This is a genomic window from Anaerococcus obesiensis ph10 (genome assembly GCF_000311745.1).
In the GTDB taxonomy this organism is placed as follows: Bacteria; Bacillota; Clostridia; order Tissierellales; family Peptoniphilaceae; genus Anaerococcus; species Anaerococcus vaginalis.
The window spans coordinates 411,492-432,418 of sequence record NZ_HE978531.1 but is presented as its reverse complement, the minus strand read 5'-3'; the positions used below and the strand labels follow the sequence as shown (position 1 = coordinate 432,418).

Sequence of the window (20,927 nt, the reverse complement as noted above, 5' to 3'; positions counted from 1 at the left end):
AAAGAAAGTATGGCAAAAAATTTAATAAAATTTATTAATATTGGATTTAATTCAATATTATTAGCGTTCGGATTGTATTTTTTTTTAGTAAAACATAATATTGCACCAGGTGGTGTCACTGGAATTTCTTTAATTATGGCAAAACTTTTTAATTTTTTCACGGTTGGACAATGGTATTTAATTTTAAATATAATTTTATTTATTATGGCTTTTTTACTTATGGGAAAAGATTTTGGAAAAAAGACGGTCTTGTCTGCATCAATAATTTCCTTGGCTATAATGTTTTTTGAAAGATATTTTCCACAAACAATTTTAACTGATGATTTGATAATAAACGTATTCTTTGGTGCAGGTATTGTATCTTATTCTTTAAGTTGTATTTTTTTTAATGATGCATCTTCTGGAGGAACAGATATAATTGCTGCAATCATAAACAAATATTTTAATATTACAGTAGCAAAATCTTTATTTATGATTGACTCTCTTGTAGTTTTGATGGCAGTCAAAGAATTTGGTGTAGAAACTGCTTTGTATGCGGTTTTATCTGTTATTATTCAATCATTTGGTTTTAATTATTTCATACAAGGATTAGGAAGAAAAATTGCCATTACTGTTATTAGTGATTATAGTGATGAAATTAATAAAATGATTTTGGGTAAATATAGAAGAGGAGTAAGCCTTTACAAAGCAGAGGGAGGTTTTTCTCATAAAGAAAGAAATATAATACTAACTGTAGTTCCTTTTAGAAAATACATACCTATTAGAGATGATATATTAAAAATTGACAAAAATGCATTTGTTTTTACTCATGCTATATCAGAAGTATTAGGCGAAGGATTTACATATCAAGTTTTTGAATAAATGGGAGTGATTTAAATTAAAAATTTAAAAATAAAAAGATTTAATAAAAATAAGGCATACATACAAACAAAGTATGGCGATGCTATAATTGACAAAAATGAAGTAAAAAAATACAAACAAGGCGATGAAATAAAGACATATATTTATTTTGATAAGAATAATACTTTAAGAGCAAGCATAAATCTTGATATTGAAAGTGGAAAAATATATAGTTTAAAGTGTATAGATGTCAAAAAAAATGGAGCATATTTTTTATATCAAGATAAAATAAAATTATTAATGCCAGCTAGTGAGAAAACTTATAGGATTATTAAGGATATGACTTATCCAGTTGGACTTATCATAGATGATCAAAATATGCCTATTCTTACAAGCAAAATTAGGGATATGTTATCGTTTGACCATAATTTTAAAGAAAATGATATTGTTGAAGGAAGAATTTATTCTATAAATAAACATATAGGAGCTTTCATTGCGATTAATAATCAATTTGACTCGTTAATTAGAATTAAAGAATTAAATGGAGTTCATATTGAGGGAGAACTTTTAAAATTAAGAGTAAAAGAAGTAAGAGAAGATGGTAAAATTGAATTATCTAATAGAAAAAGATCTTATCTTGAAATAGATGATGATTGTCAAAAAATATTAGATTATTTGGAAGAAAATAATGGTTTCTTAAATTTGGGAGATAAGTCATCTCCTGATAAGATTTATAAAATATTTGGATTTTCAAAATCTGCCTATAAAAGAGCTATAGGTAGACTTTATAAAGATAAATATATTAAGATTTATCCTAAAAAAATACAATTATTGGAGAGGTAAAATGACAGAAAAAAATAAGGATATATTAGCAGAAGTAAATGGTAAAAAAATTAGTCAAAAAGAAGTTGTAAGCTTTATTACACAAATGCAAGGCGGACAACAATTTTTGAATCCACAAGGAATTCATCAAATTACAGACGAATTAGTTAATCAAGAATTGATGTATATAGATGCATTAGAAAATAAACTAGACGAAGATGAAGAATTTACCAAAGAGTTAGAAATAACAAAGGAAAATATGCTCAAAAATTATGCAATGCACAAATTATTTGAAAGCATAGAAGTAAGCGACGAAGAAATTAAAAATTATTATGATAACAATAAAGAAGTGGTAAAAAAACCAAAATCTTACAGAGCAAGTCATATTTTAGTAGACGATGAAGAAAGTGCCAAAAATATTTTAAATGAAATAAATGATGGTTTAAGTTTTGAAGATGCTGCTAATAAATATTCAAAAGATAATGGCTCAAAAAATGGAGATTTGGGAGAATTTCCAAAAGGAACTATGGTTAAAGAATTTGAAGAAGCCCTTGATAAACTAGGAGAGGGAGAAATTTCAAAACCAGTAAAGACACAATTTGGTTATCATATAATAAAATTAGACCATACACATGATGAGTATTTACCAGAATTTGATGAAATAAAAGATAGAATTCACGATACACTTTTGATGATAAAAAGACAAGAAAAATATCTAGAAAAAACAAGAAAAATCAAAGAGAAGGTAGAAGTTAAAAAATATTACTAAGAAGGAAATTTTATGGAAAAGTCGAATTATTCCAATAAGCTAAGGGCAATTGCAAAAGATTTAAGTGAATATATTAAAGTAATTGATGATAAAAAATCACTTATAAAATTCGTTTTGTCAAAAGCTAAGGAAAGAAAATTAGTTATACTTTTAATAAACGATTGTTATTATATAAAAAATGAAAATTCTAAAGCTGTTTTACACCTAAATATTAGTGATAAAATAAACCAATCTTCTTTTATTAAAATTAAGGAAGATGAAGATTTTTCATTTGAAACAAATTTAAATCCAACTGAAATAAGCGGGATTTTATCGATAACAATGCTTTTGGAAGAAGGTATAAATAATTTTGATATTTTATTAACAAATAATTATATAAATGATTATAATAAAGATTTTTCTGTTTTAAGATCCGTTATAAGATCAAAAAATATTATTAATTTAAATTTAAATGAATCTGATTGCATAGCAGAAAGTTTTGCTTCACATACGATTAGTACAGTTGGAATTCCTATAAATAGGAAAGAAATTGAAGAAGAAAGTTTCTTAGAAAATAATTTAATTTATAGAATAAGTCTTAAAAATATAGCTGGCGATAATTTTTCTAATGATTTCAATAATGTTTTCAAAAATACAATAAAAATGTTGATGACTTTTATTAGAAAAATAAAATCAAAAGTTGATTTAGATGTAATTAATATTGAAGGCGGTGGCAAGCACGACAAAACACCATCCTATTGTTTTGTAGACTTAGTTTGTAAAAATGAATTCGAAAATGATTTATTAGATGTATTTTATTTATTTGAAAGCGAATATTTAACTGCAAATTTAAAAATTGAACCAAATTTAAAATTTGAAATAAAGAAGATAGATAAATTAAAATTTTATCCAATGACTCAAGAATCATACAATCACATAGCTTCTTTCGTTGAATTATCATTAAATGGAACATTTTCTGTAGATAGTAATACAAAAACCACAATCTCTTCTTCGGTTTTAACAAAAGTAAGAACTTCAAGTTATAAATTAAATGCTGTTATGATTTTTAGGTCTTTATCAGAAGAAAGTTTAAGCAGAATGTTAGAACAAACTAAGCTTGCTAGTGATATTAATGGGGGAGAATTTACAAATAGGTTATCAATTCCTTCATGGCAAAATAAAGAAAATGATCTGGCTCTTATATTTAAAGATACCTATGATTATTTATATAAGAGCAATTTAGAGATAATAAAAACACAATATTCTTTAGACTGCAACCTGATTTTTTATAAATTTAATGTTAATATGATATCAATTGGGGTAAAATATAAACAAGTGGATATGATAAATTCTGCTTGTGATTTTAAAGATATTTTAAAAACTTTTTCTTTAATTAAGGAAGTTTTGTTTAAACTAAATAAAAATTTGGAGTGAAGATGTCAAAAAAATTAGAAATTCATAATCATGAAATTGAGTTTGAAAAAAATGAAGGAAAAGCAATAATTGAATTGCAATTGGAAGAGAATCCAAGACAATGTTATTTAATTGATATATTTTCTGTAGATGGCGTTGATTATATAGCCTTAGTTGATTCTGAAAACAGCGAACTTATTATTCTCTTGTATGAATTAGAGGATGAAGAAAGCGGAGAAATCAAATTAAATTCTTTAGAAGATGAAGAAAAACTTGATGAAATATATCATTTATTTTCACATTATTGGGATTACGATACAATTGATGAGATTGTAAGTGAATACGAAAGTGATTTAGAAGATAGTGATTTAAATGAATAGGGATTTACCATATTTTCCTATATCAGAATATTACAAATTAGAATATGGACAAAAGGTATATAAACTACCTGTAAAATTATCTTTATCCTGTCCAAACAGAGATGGAGAAAAAAGTACAAAAGGATGTATTTTTTGCTCGGAAAGTGGGGGAAGTTTTGAAAATTTACCTTCATTTTTGACAGTTGATAGGCAATTAGAGATAAATAAAAATTATATAGGTAGTAGATATAAAGCAAAAAAGTTCATAGCCTATTTTCAAAACTTTTCAAATACTTATGTAGAGTTCGAAAAATTTAAAAATATTATTGAAGCTTGCAACAAAGAATATATTGTAGCTATATCAATATCAACTAGAAGTGATTGTATCACATATAAAAAATTAGATTTTTTAAGTGATTTTTCAAAAAAAACAGGGATTGATATAATCATAGAATTGGGTTTACAAACTGCAAATTATAAAACTCTAAATATTCTTAATAGATGTGAAGATTTGGCTGACTTTATAAAAGCTTGCAATATGATAAATGAATATGGATTTAGGATTTGTACTCATGTTATCTTATCACTTCCTTGGGATGATGATGAAGATATAATTGAAACTGCTAGGATTATTAATGTACTTAGAGTAAAAGAGGTTAAAATTCATTCCTTGTTTGTAATAAAAAATACAAAACTTGAAAAAATGTATCAAAACAATGAATTTAAAATGCCCTCAAAAGAAGATTATCAAAAAAATGTTATTTTGTTTTTGAGATATATTAATAAGGATGTAGCAATACAAAGACTTGTAGGAAGAGCACCTAAAGAAGATTCTGTTTTTTGTAATTGGAACTGTTCATGGTGGATGATTAGAGATGAAATTATAGATTATATGAACGAAAATAATATTTTTCAAGGCGATATGACTTGCCAAAAAGAATATAAAAAATTAAAGGGAGAGATGAAATGATTTATTTAGTATTAGGACCATCAGGAAGTGGAAAAACAAAATGGTTAATAGACCAAGCTAATGATGAAAAAGGTAAAGGAAACACAAATATAGTATTTGTTGATAGTGATAATGAACAAATTTATTCACTTGACCATTCTGTAAGACTAATTGATGCCTCAAACTTTTTTATAGATTCTGTAGAATCTTTTAGAGGATTTATAGCTGGAATATTAGCAAGAGATTATGATATTGGAAAAATTTATATTGATGGTATCTACGATATAATTGATATTAATAGTGAAAATATTGAGAAACTTTCAGATGACTTAACTAAACTTTCAAATGAATGTAATGTAGATATTTATCTTGGCCTAGATTGTAAGTCAAGTGATATACCTGAATCTCTTGATGCAGAAATTCACGAAACAAAATTATTAGATTAAATTTAAGCCGTCTCTAAGAGACGGTTTTTTGATATTATGTTAGATGAAGTAAAAAAATTAGAATCTTTCAATAAATGGAGAAAGGAAAGCATTGATTTATTAACTAATCAAAAAATTGGTAAAGATGAATTTTTAGAATTAAATTATAGGTATTTGGTAAAGCTTGATTTAAAACCATTTTCAAATATTTCTTCTGTTTTAGAAGCTGTATATAATTATCAGTATTACAATATAATGGCAAAAAGATCTAATCAAATGGCTCTTACTTTTATTTCTAGAAAAAAGAAAAAATATCAACAAGAAATAAACAATAGGGAAAATTATTATTATTTAAAAGATTTAGCAACAGAAAAATTGCTTGAATTGATAGATTATAAGGATATAGAAGCTTATTTCATAAAATTAAAATCAAAAAGATTAACAGGTGAAATATTTGAGATATATCTAAAAGATTTTGATAAGTTGATACTGCATTCAAAAAATAAAAATCTTCTTCAAAAATTAAAAGAGAGAGAATGTTTTTTGGATGAAGCAAAAATATCTATGATTGATTCCTATGTTAATAAATCATATTAATATGATAGAAGTTAAAATTAATGAAAATGATGCAAATCAAAGATTTGACAGATTTTTAAGAAAATATTTACAAAATGCTCCCTTATCACTTATTCAAAAAAATATTAGAAAGAAAAATTTTAAAATAAATGATAAAAGAGCAAAAAAAGATGATTTCGTCAAAAATGGCGATATTATTACAATGTATATTAAAGATGAAGATTACAAAAAATGGGTTAGAAAAAAAGAATTTAAAGCTAGTGATTTTGACCTTGATATAATATATGAAGATGAAAATATTATTATAATCGACAAAAAATCTGGAGTTTTATCTCATGCTGCCAATAAAAATGATTATGGAAATAATATAGTAGATCAGATGACTTCATATTTATATAAAACAAACAAGGTAAACAGTAGAGATTTAACCTTTAAACCAAGTATAGTAAATAGACTTGATAGAAATACTGCAGGGCTTATTATTGGAGCAAAAAATGCAAAAGCACTTAGAAGTCTTAACAAAGCAATTCGTCAAGGAAAGATAAATAAATATTACCTTACTATAGTTGAAGGAGAAATTCATAAAGATTTTGAAATTGATACTAGAATTTCAAAAAATGAAAATAAAAACATGGTAAAAGAAAAAGAAGATGGAAAAAGGATTATTACAAAATTTCATCCTCTAGAAACAAAAAATAATTTTACTTTACTAGAGTGTAAGCTTATTACTGGAAAAACCCATCAAATTAGATATTCATTAAGCAAAAATTCTACACCAATAATCGGCGATAGAAAATATAGTAAATCAAATATAGATTATAAAAAAATAAATCTTAAAAATCAAGCTCTATTAGCCTACAAATTAGAATTTGATTTTATTGAAGATTTATCATATCTAGATAAAAAAATATTTATTTCAAGACAAGTAGGAAAAATTAATGACCTAAAAGAGGAAGTCTTCTATGGAAATCTTATTAAATGATGAGTTTTTAAAAACAAATAAAAAATTTTTATATGAAATTATAAAAGAAAAATACCCAAATAATTTTAAAGATTATGTTTTAGCAAATGTGAAAGGTAAAATTGTAGATCTTAATTATGAAATTTCTCAAGATGACAAAATAGATTTAATAAAAAAATATACTCACATAGCAAATTTATCCTATGAATCTACCATAGCTTTGATTTGTATGCTTGCAATAGAAAAAATTTATAAAAACAAAAAAGTTAATATAGAATATTCTGTTAATAATTGCTTATACTTATCAGTTGAAAATTTTAAAATCTTACATAAAGATATAGAAAAAATAAAAAAAGAGATGGAAAATCTAATAAAAGAAGATTTTCCAATTGTTAAAAAAACTTACAAAAAATATGAAGCTCTTAAAATCTTTAAAGAAAATGATGACTTAGATAAGTACAATTTATTAAATAGCTTAGATTTAAATGAAATAAATATATACGACGTAAAAGATAAATTTTATTTTTTTACTAATTATTTATGCCCAAAATCATCTTGGATAGAAGATTTTGATATAATTTATTATCATCCAGGAATTTTAATAAATTATAAAAAATCTGAAAATTCAAAATTATTAGATTTTAAAGAGCAAATTAATATACCAAAAATATATGAAAGATCAAAAAGATGGACAAATCTATTGGGGATTAATTTTGCAAGCGACTTAAATGAATTAGTAATAAATGATAAAATTGAAAGCTTGGTTAATGTTAATGAAACATATTATAATAATCAGTTAAATAAATGTGCCAAAGATATTATTGCAAATAATATGAATATAGTTATGCTTGCAGGTCCTTCCTCATCAGGAAAGACAACTACAGCAAAAAAATTAGCAATTCAACTTGCGGTATTGGGAAAAGATGCTTATGTAATTTCAACTGATGATTATTTTGTAGATAGAAATAAAACGCCCTTAGATGAAAATGGAAATAAGGATTTTGAAAGTATTGATGCCATAGATCTACATAGTTTAAATGAAGATTTATTAGATCTTTTAGAGGGCAAAGAAGTTATTTTACCTTCATTTAATTTTATAAAAGGAATTAGAACCTTATCAAATAAAAAAATAAAAATGAAAGATAATACGATTTTGATAATAGAAGGAATTCATGCTCTAAATCCAAAACTAACTGACTATATACCAGAAAAAAATAAATACAAAATTTACGTTTCAGTTTTAACAGGTATAAATATAGACTCAACAAATAGAATTTCATCAACTGAAACAAGACTTATAAGAAGAATAGTTAGAGATAACAAGTACAGAGGATATGATACTTTAGAAACTTTAAAATCTTGGGATAAGGTAAAATTAGGAGAGCAAAAATATATTTTTCCTTATCAAAACAGGGCAGATTTTTATGTTGATTCATCACTTATATATGAATATAATGCATTAAAAAAATACGCCATAGAATGTTTCAAACAAGTTTCAAAAAATTCTAAATATTATTATATGGTTGATAGGCTTGAAAATATTTTGTCATATTTTGTAGAAATTGAAAATACAAAAATAATTGACGATCACTCAATACTAAGAGAATTTATAGGAGAAGATAATGACTAAAACAATAGGACTTGATATAGGTGGAACAAAAATCCAAGGTGCTGTAATTGATGAAAACGGAGAAATTTTAAAAACTTATAGACTTGAAACTTGTGCTAGAGAAGGAAAAGATAAAGTTTTAGAAAATATTTCAAAAATTATAGAGTTTTTAAAAACTGACGAAATTGAAGCCATTGGCGTTGGAACACCTGGTTTTATAGATTCAGAAAATGGAATAGTTACTTTTGCAGGAAACATAGATGGTTGGACAGGTCTTAATTTAAAAAAAGAACTTGAAAAAATATCAGGACTTCCTGTATTTGTAGAAAATGATGCAAATATAGCTTTGGTTTGTGAAAAATGGCTAGGGGCTGGTAAAGGTTATAATGATATAGTTATGATTACAATTGGAACAGGACTTGGCGGGGCTGTTTATAATGAAAAAATGGGATTATTATCTGGAAGTAATTTTCAAGGAGCAGAGCTTGGACATATAATTTTACATCCTGATGGAGAATATTGTACATGTGGACAAAGTGGTTGTGCAGAAAGTTATTGTTCTGGAACTGCTATTGTAAGACATTATGAAGAATTAACAAGAAATGAATTAAATGGGCAAGAAATATTTAAACTTGCTAATGATGATGATGAAAATGCAAAAAAAGTCATTGAAAGATTTACAAGCGATTTGGCTTGGTTTTTAACAAGCTTGAGAAATATTTTTGATCCTCAATTAATAATTGTTGGTGGTGGAGTAATAAATTCTAAAGATTTTTGGTGGAATGAAGTTTTGGAAAATTTCAAAAAATATTGCCATTTATCTGATAAAATTGAAATCAAATCAGCTAAATTTTTAAATGAAGCTGGTGTTATTGGTGCAGGAAGAATTGCAATGGAAAGGTTAAAAAATGAGTGATAAAATTTTGATTTGCGATGACGAAGAACATATCAGACAATTTATGAAAATAAATCTTGAGTATGCTGGATTTAATATTATTGAAGCTGGTAGTGGAGAAGAAGCATTGAGATTAGCAGATGAAGAAGAACCTTTGGTTTGTATTTTAGATATAATGCTACCAGGAATTAGTGGCTATGAAGTTTGCGATAGCATAAGAAAAAAATATCCAAAAGTTGGAATAATTATGGTGTCAGCAAAAAGTCAAGATATTGATAAAATTTTAGGTCTTGAAAGAGGGTGTGATGATTACATTATAAAACCGTTCAATCCTCAAGAGCTAATTTTAAGAGTTAAATCTTTGATGAGAAGAGTTAAATTTATTGATGTAGAAAAAGAAGAAAAAAATGAAAATGTTCTCGAAGATGGTGTATTCAAATTAGATTTGTATTCTAGAAATTTTTATAAAAATAATATAGAAATTGATGTTACACCAACTGAGTTTACAATATTAAAAAACTTTATTTTAAATAAAGGTAAGGCAATGAGTAGAATGGAAATAATGAAAGATACTTGGGGCGATAATTATAGCACAGATACAAAAATCGTAGATGTAAATATAAGAAGAATTAGAGCAAAAATTGAAGAAAATCCAGCAAGACCCGAGTATATAGAAACAGTTTGGGGAACAGGTTATAGATGGAGATAGAAAAAAAGAAAAAATCATTATTTAAAATAAATTTTAATAGCATAATTTTTAGTATTATGAAAATAATAATGATTTTTGTAACTTTAGTTGTTGTAGGATTTGAAATTTTTTCATATAGGTCAATTACTAATTATTATGAATCTGCACTTGTTGGAGCTATGCTTAATCAAGCAAAATACAATCAGGTTTTATATTCAAATTATTTGTCAAGATATGATCTTTCGGAGATTGTAATTGGAGATAAAAATTCTTTTTATAGAAATAATGTTAGCCAAGTTCAAATCTTAGATAATTCTTCCAATGTTTTATTTGATTCACTTGGCTCTTCAAAAATTGGAACTAAAATAAAATCAACTGATGTCATCAATGCAAATAAAGGGGAATATTCTTACCAAAAAATAATAAATAAAAAAACTGGAGAAGAAGTTATAGCTCTTTCATATCCATTAAGCGATAACCAAAAACAAATTGGCATTATAAGGCTAATTTCTTCTACTGCAAAAGTAAAAGAAAATGTAAATAATCAAATGATTATATTTTTATTTTTTGGCTTTACAATTTTTCTTTTTGCGCTGGTGGTTTCTTTTTATGCATCAAAAAGATGGATTGTCCCAATTAAAAATTTGACAAAGGTTGGAGAAAAATTAGCTCAGGGAGATTTTAAAGTAAAAGCCAGTGAAGATGGAAAAAATGAAATTTCCGAACTAGGGCAAACTCTTAATTATATGAGTGAAAATATAGTTAAAAGAGAAGATATGAAAAATGAATTTATATCTTCTGTTTCACATGAGCTTAGAACTCCACTTACTTCTATTAAAGGTTGGGCAATAACTTTACAAGCAAAAGAAATTCAAAAAAATGAAGATATGCTAAATCAAGGATTAACTATAATTGAAAATGAGGGAGAAAGATTATCACTTATGGTAGAAGATCTTCTTAATTTTTCAAGATTATCTTCCACATCTTTTCAATATGAAAAAGAAGATCTTAATATTGTTGAGATTGCAAAAGAAGTTTATCAACAACTTTATCCTAGAAGTTTAAACGAAAAAATAAATTTTGATTTTAAAACTGCTTATGAAGAAATTATTGTTAATTGTGATAAAAATAGAATGAAAGAAGTCTTTATAAATATCATTGACAATGCCATGAAATTTACTCCAAAAGATGGACATATTGATATTTTTATAAGCAAAGAAGACGAAAATGTAAATATTGAAGTTAAAGATGATGGGGAAGGAATAAAGGAAGATGAAATTTCTTTTGTTTCTAGTAAATTTTTCAAAGGTTCTTCATCAAAAAGCCAAACTGGATTGGGCTTATCTATTTGTGAGGAAATAGTAAAAGCTCATGATGGAAAACTTGTAATAAAAAGTAAATATACAGTTGGGACTTCTGTCATTGTAGTTTTACCGAGGGCTAAAGTATGAAAAAATTTAAAAAATTAATACTATTAATATTTCTTTTTGTTTTAACTGCATGTAGTTTTGGAAGACCTGAAGATGTGACAGAATTAATTGAAGCTCCAAAAGTAGAAGATCCAATTTTAAAAGGAACATGGCAAGTAAGCGAAATAAAAAAGGCATCAGGCACAACTGATTTATCAAATGTAAAAATAAATGACAAATTATATATTGATAAAAATTTAGTAGCTTTAAATGATGATTATGCTTATCCACCAAAATTTTCTACAAAATATGTAAATTTAAAATCCTATTTAGAAAGTAGGTCCTTAGATTTAGATTTATCATCAAAATCATACGTAAAAATCTTATCAGCAAATCAAGGACAATTGTATTCTAGAGATTTTGTTGTTTTGGACAAAGATACTATCTTTTATATTCAAGAAGATTGTGCAGTTATTTTAAAGAAAATAGATAAATCTGTAAAAAGAAATGTTATAAAAAAATATGCAAAGAGAGCGTCAAAAGAAAGAACTACTACAAAAACTGGAGAAAAAGTAGAAGAAGATACAAGTGTATTAATAGGCGTAAGGGAAAGAGTTGATAATAATACATCAAGTCCAAATTATTATTACTATACTTATTGTATTAGACTTGAGCCAAATAAAATGGCGAGAATTGAAAAAGCTGAGCATATATTTTTCCCTTTAAAAGAAGAATTTTGGCGTTTAAAATGTGAAATAAATACTAAAAATAAAAAATACGATAATATTTTAGCTTATCCAATAAAATTAGAAAACAAGATGAATGATAAAAAATATAAGGATAAGTATAAGTTTGAAAACAGTGATATTGATTTAAAAATCAATTATGTAGATGAAGATTATATTTCTTTTGACTACAACTTAGTTTCTGATAAACTTCCAATAAATAAATATGCTATGTTAAAAACTGACCAGTTATCAAATGATTCTTTTCTTACAATTAAAGAGTTTACAGGAGAAAGTAAGAGTAAGGACATATTTAAAAATGTAGTTTATGATCAAATTAGTCAAAATGTAGGCTCTCTTGATGATAATAAAATATCTTACGATTTTACAAATTTTGGTTTTATAAGAAATTTTGGTTTGTGGCAGTTGGAATCTTCTTATCAAATGAAAAAGGATGAAAATTTAGAACAAAAATCATTTCCTATAGATATGGCAATAACAGAAGAGCTTTTAGAGCAAAATAAAAAGGACATAACAGTTGATATGATAAAAAATATTAACAGTCATGCCAAAGATTATTTTGAGCTAGTTAATGGACAATATGTTGCTGTACAAACTCCAGATGAAATTTTATTTTATAATGTAAGAAATGGACTAATAGATCCAAATCCTAAATTTTCAATTCAACTATCAAATTCAACAGATATTATTATGTTTGAACAAGGTTTGGGTTCGTATGCTGAAAAATGGGAGAAATTATTCAGCGATAATAATATAATCATACATTAATAAAACAAAAAATTGACTTGACTTTAAAATATTTGATAAGATTTATTAAGAGGTGAATATGAAGATAGTATTAGCAACATCTAACAAAGATAAGGTTAGAGAAATCAAAGAAATTTTAGGGGAGAATATAAAAATATATACAACTAAAGATTATAATGTAGATAATTTTGAAGTTGAGGAAGATGGAGAAACATTAAAAGAAAATGCTTATAAAAAAGCAAAAACTTTATATGATATTTTAAAAGTACCAACACTTGCTGATGATACAGGTTTATTTGTAAAATCACTAGATTTAAGACCAGGTGTTTATTCTCATAGATATGCTGGAGATAATCCAACATATAAAGACAATAGGGATAAACTATTAGATGAATTAAAAAATTGTGAAAATAGAGATGCTTACTTTAAAACTACAGTTTGCTTTATAGATGATAAAGGAAAAGATTATTATTTTGATGGCCAAATAAATGGAGAAATAAGCAAAAAAGAATATGGCGATAAGGACTTTGGCTATGATCAAATTTTTAAAATTAAAGAATTGGATAAAACATTTGGTCAAATGACTGATGAAGAAAAAAATTTATACAGTCATAGGTCCTTGGCTTTAGAAAAATTCAAAAAATTTTTGTTGAAAGAAGAATTTAATGAGGATATTGGTAACAAGTGATACTCATGGAGATTATCATTCTATAGTGAATTTTATAAAAAAAAATCATGTAGATTTTATGATACACGCTGGAGATTATACCAGTGATGCTTATAATATTTCAAAAATCACTGGTATAAATTATATAACAGTTAAGGGGAATAATGATTATGGAGATTATAAAAATCCATTTGAACAAATAATACCTCTAGGAGATAATAATATCTTGTTAGTTCATGGCCACAAAGAAGGGGTTTACTTTTCTAAAGAAAAGCTTATTCAAAAAGCCCTATATTATGATTGTAATATTGTAATTTTTGGTCACACTCACACTTATTTTTTTGAATATTTAAAAGATTTTAACTTATATTTACTAAATCCAGGTTCTCCGACTCTTCCAAGAGATAATAAGGCTGGATTTGTAATTTTAGAATATGATAAAAAAATAAAATTTGATAGAATAGATTTAAAAAAGGAATAAATATGGCAGGTTTAATAACTTTAGTAGCAAATAATATATCAAAGCTTATTGTTTTGCCAATCTTATCATTAGTGATAATAGGGTTGACATATTTTATAAGCAAAAATAATGACGATAAAATTGTAAAATTTTACCCATCTTTTATAATAGGAATTGTTGGATTGGCTATTGGAATTATAGCTTTTGTAAATTTAACAACAGCAATAGGACTTAATTTGGCATGGATAGGAGTGATTTTACTATCAAATGCCTTTATAGGAATATTTGCTGCAATTATAATCGATTTGGTTAATGGTGTAAAAGATGATAGCAATCAGCAAAAAAAGGTGAAAAAAAATGCAAAAAAATAAGGCAGCATTTTTTGATATAGATGGAACCTTATTTAGAAATTCATTATTAATAGAACATTATTTTTTGATGACAAAAGATGGAATTTTAGATAAGGAAAATTGGGAAGAAAATGTGAAACCCTTATATCAAAAATATCAAGATAGAAAAGGTCCTTATGAAGATTACCTTGATAAAGCATCATTGCTTTATCAACAAAATTTAAAAGGCATCGATAAGCTTACTATTAATATATACGCAAAAAAAGTTATCGAAAATAATCAAAGTAAAATTTATAGAGTGACAAAAAATGCCTTAGAATATCACAAAAAAATGGGATATAAAATATTTGTGATTTCAGGCTCTCCAGATTTTTTGGTTAGAGATTTTGCAAAAATTTATGGAGCTGACCATACTATTGCAACAAAATATATTTTTGATGATAAAGATAAATTTACAGGCAAAATATTGCCAATGTGGGATAGCAAAAATAAGAAAAAATCAATTGATTTTTTGACAGAAAAATATGATATAGACTTAGAAAATTCACATGCTTATGGAGATACTAATGGGGATTTTTCTATGTTTGAAAAAGTTGGAAATGCTCATGCTATAAATCCAAGCTATGAACTTATAGAAAGATTATATAATAATAAAAAATTAAGAGAAAAAACGAAAATTCATGTTGAAAGAAAAGATGTAAACTATACTTTTTTGTTAAGTGATTTGAATGTAGATTTTCATCAATTTTAATAAATTTTTCAATGAATAAAATTAAATTGAATTTTTTTAAATAGCTAATTTACAATTAATTTATACAATATTTAGGAAATATTGCATAAATTATTCATTTGTTTTAGCTATTTTTATTTTTCTGTAAATAAACTTAAATAAATTTATTTGATTTTATGTTAAAATTTATTTACAGACTAAGAAGAGGGATAAGAAATATGACATCAAGTGCGGAAAAAAAACCAATAATTGAAAAACTTGAATATGATTATTTAATTAATGAAGATATATCTTCATTAAATACATTGATGTCATTATATGATAATAAAAATTTTAGAAATTATAAAAAAATAAATTTTTCATAAAACCATATATATTAAAAAATTTGAAAAAGAATTTTTGGTATCTGTCTGATATAGATCAAATCATTATTAGCTTAGATAAAACAATAGGAAATGATTTGGACAGGTTTGAATTTTTATTGACTTTAAAAAGTGAATATGAAGCTTTTAAAGATAAAAAATTAATTGATGATTTAGAGTATCTTGCTATTAACTATTATGGGGATGTTTTTTTATTTGAAGAAAATGAAATTTTTACAGAAGATAATCCTTATGTTAATCAAGAGAAAAATAATTATATAAAAAAGATTTATGACAATAAAGATTTGGTTTCAAGTATTAGAAAAAGTGTAAAAATATATGCTGATACGTATTTAAAGTTAAAAGTTTTAAATCTTGATGTGAACACTAATAAGCAATTAGCTTTTGATATTGATATGATTTATACCGAAGATATTACATTAAAGCAGGCTCAAGAAATTAATGATAAATTAGTAAGCCTACTTTACAATATAGCTATTGATGTCTATGCTAATTATTATTGGAAGGGACTTTGTATAGAAGTTGTTAATAGGTATCATTAAAACAAAAGGGCAATTAGCCCTTTTTTAATTGTAAGTTTAAGAAAGGTTAGTATGATTATTTTAGGGATTGATCCAGGAATTGCTATTATGGGTTATGGAGTTTTAGAAGTTAATGGAAATAGGTATAAGGTTTTGGAAAATGGTGTCGTTACAACTTCTTCAAAAACTAAAACTCCTGAAAGGCTCAAAATTTTATATGATAATTTAAATGATATAATTAAACAGTATAAGCCAGATGAATTTGCCATAGAGGAATTATTTTTTAATCAAAATGTTAAAACGGCTATTACTGTAGGACATGCAAGGGGAGTGCAAGTTTTGTGTGCGCAAGTAAATAATCTTCCGATTTACGAATATACTCCTTTACAAATAAAACAAGCTATTACTGGATTTGGTAGGGCGAATAAAAAACAAATGCAACAAACAGTTACAACTTTACTAAATTTAAGTGAAATTCCAAAACCTGATGATGCTGCTGATGCTTTGGCAGTATCTTTAACTCACGCTTTTAGTCAAAGATTTAAAGAACAATTTAGGATGAATTAATGATTAGTTATATAATTGGAGAAATAAAATATATAGGAGAAGATAATTTTGTAATTGAAAATAACAATATAGGTTACTTTATTAATTCTTCTTTTAATACTATAAAAACTCTTGAAATAAATAATGAATTTAAAATTTTTACAAAAATGAATGTAAGAGAAGATGATATATCTTTATTTGGTTTTTCATCAAAAGATGAATTAGAAGTTTTTGAGCTTTTGACAAGTGTATCTACAATAGGACCTAAAAACGCTATAGCAATTTTGTCAACTTTAAATGTAGATAAGATTAAACTTGCTATAGTAAATAATGATATTGATACTTTAACCAAGGCTAAGGGGATTGGTAAAAAAACTGCATCAAGAATTATTCTTGAGCTTGTTGATAAGGTTAAGAAAATGGCTATTAATGATGATATTTCAATTTCTAACCCGGATATTGATGATATTACTTCTAATGGAGAAATTGAAGTTGCAAGAGAGGCTTTACTTAATCTTGGCTATCAAAGAAATAGCATAGATAAAGTTCTTGCTAGCCTAAAAGATAGTGATCTTAGTCTTGAAGAAATTATTAAAGAGTCTTTGAAGCGAATGATTTAAGGTGATTATATGTATGATCAAAACGAAAGAATAGTTGGCTCTAATGAGCAAATAAATGATAAATATAAGGAAATGACTATAAGGCCAAAGTGGCTAAAAGATTATATAGGTCAAGATAAGGCTAAAGAAAAATTGAAAATTTTTATTGAATCATCAAAAAAAAGAGAAGAAGCTCTTGACCATGTTTTATTGCAAGGTCCTCCAGGACTTGGTAAGACAACTCTTTCAAATATAATTGCCAATGAATTGGGAGTTAATATTAGAATTACAAGTGGACCTGCTATAGAAAGACCATCCGACCTTGCAAGTATTCTTACAAATCTTGACAAGGGAGATGTCTTATTTATTGATGAAATTCATAGGATAAATAGATCAGTTGAAGAAATTTTATATCCTGCTATGGAAGATTTTGCCCTTGATATTATTGTAGGAAAAGGACCAAATGCTCAGTCTATTAGAATAGATTTGGAAAAATTTACTTTGGTTGGTGCTACAACAAGAGCTGGAATGCTTTCTGCACCATTAAGGGATAGGTTTGGCGTTTTATTATCCTTAAACCTATATGATACAAAAGATTTAACAAAAATTGTAAAAAGGTCTGCTGATATTTTAGAAATTCCAATAGAGGATAAGGGAGCTTTTGAAATAGCTAGAAGAAGTAGAGGAACGCCAAGAATTGCAAATAGACTTTTAAGAAGAGTAAGAGATTATGCAATAGTAAAAAAAGATGAAATTATAGATTATGAAACATCTTGTGAGGGCTTAGAATTATTAGAAGTTGATCCTATGGGACTTGATAATATGGATAAAAAAATAGTTCTAACTATGTATGAAAATTTTTCAGGAGGTCCTGTTGGAATTGATACTATTGCTGCATCAACAGGAATTGAAAATATTACAATAGAAGATGTTTATGAGCCATATTTATTACAAATTGGGTTTTTAACAAGAACTCCAAGAGGAAGAATTTTGACAAGAAAAGCTTATGAACATTACGGATTAAAATATGAGGATAAATAATGAGAACAGAAGATTTTGATTACAATTTACCAGAAGAATTAATTGCTCAACATCCAGCAGATAAGAGAGATTTTTCTAGATTAATGGTTGTTGATAGAAAAACTGGTAAAAGAGAAGATAAACATTTTTATGATATTATTGATTATTTAAATGAAGGCGACCTTCTTGTAATGAATGATACAAGAGTTATTCCTGCAAGACTTTTTGGTCATAGAGAAGGAAAAGAAGAAAAAATAGAAGTATTTTTGCTTGAAAATGTTGAAGATGATAAGTGGGAAGTACTTGTAAAGCCAGGGAAAAAAATGAAAATCGGAACAAAATGTATTTTTTCTGATGAATTAAGTCTTGAAGTTATTGATATTAAAGAAGATGGAAATAGGATTGTTGAATTTTTCTATGATGGAATTTTTCAAGAAATTTTAGATAGACTTGGAAATATGCCTTTGCCACCTTATATAAAAGAAAAACTAAAAGATAAAGAAAGATACCAAACAGTTTATTCCAAAAATCCTGGTTCAGTTGCTGCACCAACAGCCGGTCTTCATTTTACAAAAGAATTACTTAAAAAAATTGAAGAAAAAGGTGTTAAATTAGCATATATAACTTTAAATGTAGGGCTTGGAACATTTAGACCTGTAAAAGTTGATGATGTAAAAAATCATAAAATGCATTCTGAATTTTATCAAATAAGCAAAGAAACTGCAGATTTAATAAATGAAACAAAGAAAAATAATAAGAGAATTATTTCAACAGGAACTACAACTACAAGAACACTTGAATCAGTTTACAAAAAAAATGGACAAATAAAAGAAGATTCAGGTTGGACTGATATATTTATTTATCCTGGATTTGAATTTAATGTTATAGATTGTCAAATAACAAATTTTCATTTGCCAAAATCTACTCTAATAATGCTTGTGTCAGCTTTAGCTAGCAAAGAAATAATTTTAGATGCTTATAAGGATGCTGTTGATAAAAAATATAGGTTCTTTAGCTTTGGCGATGCAATGTTTTTGAAATAGGAGAGAAAATGCCGATAAAATATGAATTAATAAAAAAAGATAAATATTCCAATGCAAGATGTGGAATAATTCACACAGACCATGGAGATATACCAACACCGATTTTTATGCCAGTTGGAACAAAGGCTACTGTAAAAACTATGAGTGTTGAAGAATTAAAAGAAATTGATGCAAAAATAATTTTGGGAAACACCTATCATTTGTATTTAAGACCAGGCATGGATATTATGAAAAAAGCTGGCGGTCTTCATAAATTTATGAATTGGAATGGACCAATTCTAACAGATAGTGGTGGATTTCAAGTTTTTTCTTTGTCAGATACAAGAGATATTTCTGAAAAAGGTGTAGTTTTTAGATCCCACATTGACGGTTCAAAACATTTATTTACACCAGAAAAGTCAATTGAAATTCAAAATGATATTCATTCAGATATAATGATGAGCTTTGATGAATGTATTCCTTATCCTGCAGATTATAAATATGTAGAAGAATCTATAGAAAGAACAATTAGGTGGGCAAAAAGAGGACTTGATTATCACAAAAAAAATTCCCACAAAGATCAATCCTTATTTGGAATTATTCAAGGTGGAATGTTTGAAGATTTAAGAAAAAGATCAGTTGAAGAAACTTGTGCAATGGATTTTGATGGATATTCATTGGGAGGTTTATCTGTTGGAGAGCCAAAAGAGGAAATGATAAGACTTTTAAAATATACAACTCCACTTTTACCAGAAGATAAACCAAGATATAATATGGGTGTAGGAAGTCCTGATTATTTATTTGAATCTTTTGAAGCAGGAATTGATATGGCTGATTGTGTTTTGCCTACAAGAATTGCAAGAAATGGAACAGCTATAACATCAGAGGGAAGACTTGTTGTAAGAAATGCAAAATACAAGGAAGATTTCACGCCACTTGATCATGATTGTGATTGTTATACTTGTAGAAATTATTCACGAGCTTACCTAAGACACCTTGTAAATGTAAATGAAATTTTGGGAGCAAGGCTTTTAACTTATCATAATTTATATTTCTTACTTAAATTATGTGAAAATATAAGAAAAGCTATAATGGAAGATAGATTTTTGGAATTTAAAAAAGAATTTTATAAAAAGTATGGATATGAATCTTAAATTAGAATATATTATTTTAATAATTTTAGCTTTGATGTTTTATTTTTATTCCTTAAAGGACGATATAAATAGGAAAAAGAATAAAAAATTTATAAAAGAAAATCTTAAAATCGGTTCAAAAATTATAACTGAAAGTAAAATTATTGGAGAAGTAGTAGAATTTAATAAGACAGATTGCCTTATTGTTAGCGGAAAAGATGACAAATTTTCATATATTTTAGTAAATATTGAAAGTATCGAAAATATTATAGAAATTTAAAATAAAAAAGCTTAGCTTGGACTTTAATT

Annotated in this window: 26 protein-coding genes and 1 pseudogene; all 27 read left to right on the top strand. The window is 26.0% G+C overall.

Annotated features, from left to right (window positions below; all coding sequences use genetic code 11):
• Nucleotides 1–9: 9 nt before the first annotated feature.
• The 27 genes and pseudogenes from HGAG_RS02195 to HGAG_RS02075 all read left to right on the top strand — a co-directional run bounded on the left by HGAG_RS02195 (nt 10) and on the right by HGAG_RS02075 (nt 20,898).
• Nucleotides 10–861: a YitT family protein gene (locus HGAG_RS02195; protein ID WP_019117726.1), complete on the top strand. Its 852-nt coding sequence runs from the start codon at nt 10–12 to the stop codon at nt 859–861.
• 15 nt (nt 862–876) lie between these two features.
• Nucleotides 877–1,029, top strand: a pseudogene (locus HGAG_RS12260) (S1-like domain-containing RNA-binding protein); the annotation flags it as partial.
• 111 nt (nt 1,030–1,140) lie between these two features.
• The gene (locus HGAG_RS02190) at nt 1,141–1,683 is read left to right on the top strand and encodes a S1 RNA-binding domain-containing protein (RefSeq protein WP_019117725.1); all 543 of its coding nucleotides are present in this window, start codon (nt 1,141–1,143) and stop codon (nt 1,681–1,683) included.
• Nucleotide 1,684: 1 nt separating this feature from the next.
• Nucleotides 1,685–2,431 carry a peptidylprolyl isomerase gene (locus tag HGAG_RS02185; RefSeq protein WP_019117724.1) on the top strand — a complete coding sequence of 249 codons (747 nt, stop codon included), beginning with the start codon at nt 1,685–1,687 and terminating at the stop codon, nt 2,429–2,431.
• Between the two features lie 12 nt (nt 2,432–2,443).
• On the top strand, nt 2,444–3,844 hold the full coding sequence (locus HGAG_RS02180; RefSeq protein ID WP_019117723.1) for a zinc-binding metallopeptidase family protein: 1,401 nt from the start codon (nt 2,444–2,446) through the stop codon (nt 3,842–3,844).
• A 2-nt stretch (nt 3,845–3,846) separates the two neighbouring features.
• A complete protein-coding gene (locus HGAG_RS02175; RefSeq protein WP_019117722.1) occupies nt 3,847–4,203 on the top strand; it encodes a DUF1292 domain-containing protein in 357 nt (118 codons plus the stop codon).
• Nucleotides 4,196–5,152, top strand: coding sequence for a tRNA modification radical SAM protein MnmL/YtqA (mnmL, locus tag HGAG_RS02170; protein ID WP_019117721.1), 957 nt, complete (start codon nt 4,196–4,198; stop codon nt 5,150–5,152). The genes HGAG_RS02175 and mnmL overlap by 8 nt, the downstream gene beginning before the upstream one ends.
• Nucleotides 5,149–5,577 (top strand): hypothetical protein, encoded by a 429-nt coding sequence (locus HGAG_RS02165; protein ID WP_019117720.1) that lies wholly within the window; start codon nt 5,149–5,151, stop codon nt 5,575–5,577. Before mnmL ends, HGAG_RS02165 begins: the two co-directional genes overlap by 4 nt.
• Before the next feature lie 36 nt (nt 5,578–5,613).
• Nucleotides 5,614–6,153, top strand: coding sequence for a DUF6648 family protein (locus HGAG_RS02160; protein WP_019117719.1), 540 nt, complete (start codon nt 5,614–5,616; stop codon nt 6,151–6,153).
• Nucleotides 6,134–7,114: an RluA family pseudouridine synthase gene (locus HGAG_RS02155; protein ID WP_019117718.1), complete on the top strand. Its 981-nt coding sequence runs from the start codon at nt 6,134–6,136 to the stop codon at nt 7,112–7,114. Before HGAG_RS02160 ends, HGAG_RS02155 begins: the two co-directional genes overlap by 20 nt.
• Complete coding sequence (locus HGAG_RS02150; RefSeq protein ID WP_019117717.1) at nt 7,095–8,723, top strand: nucleoside kinase; 1,629 nt, start codon at nt 7,095–7,097, stop codon at nt 8,721–8,723. Before HGAG_RS02155 ends, HGAG_RS02150 begins: the two co-directional genes overlap by 20 nt.
• On the top strand, nt 8,716–9,618 hold the full coding sequence (locus HGAG_RS02145; RefSeq protein WP_019117716.1) for an ROK family protein: 903 nt from the start codon (nt 8,716–8,718) through the stop codon (nt 9,616–9,618). Before HGAG_RS02150 ends, HGAG_RS02145 begins: the two co-directional genes overlap by 8 nt.
• Nucleotides 9,611–10,306: a response regulator gene (locus HGAG_RS02140; RefSeq protein WP_019117715.1), complete on the top strand. Its 696-nt coding sequence runs from the start codon at nt 9,611–9,613 to the stop codon at nt 10,304–10,306. The genes HGAG_RS02145 and HGAG_RS02140 overlap by 8 nt, the downstream gene beginning before the upstream one ends.
• Entirely contained in the window at nt 10,297–11,736 is a 1,440-nt protein-coding gene (locus tag HGAG_RS02135; protein ID WP_004838755.1) for a sensor histidine kinase, read from the top strand. The genes HGAG_RS02140 and HGAG_RS02135 overlap by 10 nt, the downstream gene beginning before the upstream one ends.
• Nucleotides 11,733–13,208, top strand: a complete 1,476-nt coding sequence (locus tag HGAG_RS02130) for a hypothetical protein (protein ID WP_019117714.1) — start codon at nt 11,733–11,735, stop codon at nt 13,206–13,208. Before HGAG_RS02135 ends, HGAG_RS02130 begins: the two co-directional genes overlap by 4 nt.
• Before the next feature lie 58 nt (nt 13,209–13,266).
• Entirely contained in the window at nt 13,267–13,875 is a 609-nt protein-coding gene (rdgB, locus tag HGAG_RS02125) for an RdgB/HAM1 family non-canonical purine NTP pyrophosphatase (protein WP_019117713.1), read from the top strand.
• The gene (locus HGAG_RS02120; RefSeq protein WP_019117712.1) at nt 13,853–14,335 is read left to right on the top strand and encodes a metallophosphoesterase family protein; all 483 of its coding nucleotides are present in this window, start codon (nt 13,853–13,855) and stop codon (nt 14,333–14,335) included. Before rdgB ends, HGAG_RS02120 begins: the two co-directional genes overlap by 23 nt.
• A gap of 2 nt (nt 14,336–14,337) precedes the next feature.
• Nucleotides 14,338–14,685: a hypothetical protein gene (locus tag HGAG_RS02115; RefSeq protein ID WP_019117711.1), complete on the top strand. Its 348-nt coding sequence runs from the start codon at nt 14,338–14,340 to the stop codon at nt 14,683–14,685.
• A complete protein-coding gene (locus tag HGAG_RS02110; protein WP_019117710.1) occupies nt 14,672–15,415 on the top strand; it encodes an HAD family hydrolase in 744 nt (247 codons plus the stop codon). Before HGAG_RS02115 ends, HGAG_RS02110 begins: the two co-directional genes overlap by 14 nt.
• Before the next feature lie 197 nt (nt 15,416–15,612).
• Nucleotides 15,613–15,759, top strand: coding sequence for a hypothetical protein (locus HGAG_RS11400; RefSeq protein ID WP_154645829.1), 147 nt, complete (start codon nt 15,613–15,615; stop codon nt 15,757–15,759).
• Between the two features lie 20 nt (nt 15,760–15,779).
• Nucleotides 15,780–16,319 (top strand): hypothetical protein, encoded by a 540-nt coding sequence (locus HGAG_RS10425; protein WP_083857211.1) that lies wholly within the window; start codon nt 15,780–15,782, stop codon nt 16,317–16,319.
• A 51-nt stretch (nt 16,320–16,370) separates the two neighbouring features.
• Entirely contained in the window at nt 16,371–16,865 is a 495-nt protein-coding gene (ruvC, locus tag HGAG_RS02100) for a crossover junction endodeoxyribonuclease RuvC (protein WP_019117709.1), read from the top strand.
• Nucleotides 16,865–17,464, top strand: a complete 600-nt coding sequence (gene ruvA, locus HGAG_RS02095) for a Holliday junction branch migration protein RuvA (RefSeq protein WP_019117708.1) — start codon at nt 16,865–16,867, stop codon at nt 17,462–17,464. Before ruvC ends, ruvA begins: the two co-directional genes overlap by 1 nt.
• Nucleotides 17,465–17,473: 9 nt before the next feature.
• Nucleotides 17,474–18,484: a Holliday junction branch migration DNA helicase RuvB gene (gene ruvB / locus HGAG_RS02090; protein ID WP_019117707.1), complete on the top strand. Its 1,011-nt coding sequence runs from the start codon at nt 17,474–17,476 to the stop codon at nt 18,482–18,484.
• On the top strand, nt 18,484–19,506 hold the full coding sequence (gene queA, locus HGAG_RS02085) for a tRNA preQ1(34) S-adenosylmethionine ribosyltransferase-isomerase QueA (RefSeq protein ID WP_019117706.1): 1,023 nt from the start codon (nt 18,484–18,486) through the stop codon (nt 19,504–19,506). The genes ruvB and queA overlap by 1 nt, the downstream gene beginning before the upstream one ends.
• 8 nt (nt 19,507–19,514) lie before the next feature.
• Nucleotides 19,515–20,639, top strand: a complete 1,125-nt coding sequence (gene tgt / locus HGAG_RS02080; RefSeq protein WP_019117705.1) for a tRNA guanosine(34) transglycosylase Tgt — start codon at nt 19,515–19,517, stop codon at nt 20,637–20,639.
• Nucleotides 20,629–20,898 (top strand): preprotein translocase subunit YajC, encoded by a 270-nt coding sequence (locus tag HGAG_RS02075; RefSeq protein ID WP_234287348.1) that lies wholly within the window; start codon nt 20,629–20,631, stop codon nt 20,896–20,898. The genes tgt and HGAG_RS02075 overlap by 11 nt, the downstream gene beginning before the upstream one ends.
• The last annotated feature ends 29 nt before the right edge of the window (nt 20,899–20,927 follow it).

Coding starts and splice junctions, on each gene's coding strand:
- HGAG_RS02195 (WP_019117726.1), top strand. CDS start 10: ATGGCAAAAAATTTAATAAAATTTATTAATATTGGATTTAATTCAATA.
- HGAG_RS02190 (WP_019117725.1), top strand. CDS start 1,141: ATGCCAGCTAGTGAGAAAACTTATAGGATTATTAAGGATATGACTTAT.
- HGAG_RS02185 (WP_019117724.1), top strand. CDS start 1,685: ATGACAGAAAAAAATAAGGATATATTAGCAGAAGTAAATGGTAAAAAA.
- HGAG_RS02180 (WP_019117723.1), top strand. CDS start 2,444: ATGGAAAAGTCGAATTATTCCAATAAGCTAAGGGCAATTGCAAAAGAT.
- HGAG_RS02175 (WP_019117722.1), top strand. CDS start 3,847: ATGTCAAAAAAATTAGAAATTCATAATCATGAAATTGAGTTTGAAAAA.
- mnmL (WP_019117721.1), top strand. CDS start 4,196: ATGAATAGGGATTTACCATATTTTCCTATATCAGAATATTACAAATTA.
- HGAG_RS02165 (WP_019117720.1), top strand. CDS start 5,149: ATGATTTATTTAGTATTAGGACCATCAGGAAGTGGAAAAACAAAATGG.
- HGAG_RS02160 (WP_019117719.1), top strand. CDS start 5,614: ATGTTAGATGAAGTAAAAAAATTAGAATCTTTCAATAAATGGAGAAAG.
- HGAG_RS02155 (WP_019117718.1), top strand. CDS start 6,134: ATGTTAATAAATCATATTAATATGATAGAAGTTAAAATTAATGAAAAT.
- HGAG_RS02150 (WP_019117717.1), top strand. CDS start 7,095: ATGGAAATCTTATTAAATGATGAGTTTTTAAAAACAAATAAAAAATTT.
- HGAG_RS02145 (WP_019117716.1), top strand. CDS start 8,716: ATGACTAAAACAATAGGACTTGATATAGGTGGAACAAAAATCCAAGGT.
- HGAG_RS02140 (WP_019117715.1), top strand. CDS start 9,611: ATGAGTGATAAAATTTTGATTTGCGATGACGAAGAACATATCAGACAA.
- HGAG_RS02135 (WP_004838755.1), top strand. CDS start 10,297: ATGGAGATAGAAAAAAAGAAAAAATCATTATTTAAAATAAATTTTAAT.
- HGAG_RS02130 (WP_019117714.1), top strand. CDS start 11,733: ATGAAAAAATTTAAAAAATTAATACTATTAATATTTCTTTTTGTTTTA.
- rdgB (WP_019117713.1), top strand. CDS start 13,267: ATGAAGATAGTATTAGCAACATCTAACAAAGATAAGGTTAGAGAAATC.
- HGAG_RS02120 (WP_019117712.1), top strand. CDS start 13,853: ATGAGGATATTGGTAACAAGTGATACTCATGGAGATTATCATTCTATA.
- HGAG_RS02115 (WP_019117711.1), top strand. CDS start 14,338: ATGGCAGGTTTAATAACTTTAGTAGCAAATAATATATCAAAGCTTATT.
- HGAG_RS02110 (WP_019117710.1), top strand. CDS start 14,672: ATGCAAAAAAATAAGGCAGCATTTTTTGATATAGATGGAACCTTATTT.
- HGAG_RS11400 (WP_154645829.1), top strand. CDS start 15,613: ATGACATCAAGTGCGGAAAAAAAACCAATAATTGAAAAACTTGAATAT.
- ruvC (WP_019117709.1), top strand. CDS start 16,371: ATGATTATTTTAGGGATTGATCCAGGAATTGCTATTATGGGTTATGGA.
- ruvA (WP_019117708.1), top strand. CDS start 16,865: ATGATTAGTTATATAATTGGAGAAATAAAATATATAGGAGAAGATAAT.
- ruvB (WP_019117707.1), top strand. CDS start 17,474: ATGTATGATCAAAACGAAAGAATAGTTGGCTCTAATGAGCAAATAAAT.
- queA (WP_019117706.1), top strand. CDS start 18,484: ATGAGAACAGAAGATTTTGATTACAATTTACCAGAAGAATTAATTGCT.
- tgt (WP_019117705.1), top strand. CDS start 19,515: ATGCCGATAAAATATGAATTAATAAAAAAAGATAAATATTCCAATGCA.
- HGAG_RS02075 (WP_234287348.1), top strand. CDS start 20,629: ATGAATCTTAAATTAGAATATATTATTTTAATAATTTTAGCTTTGATG.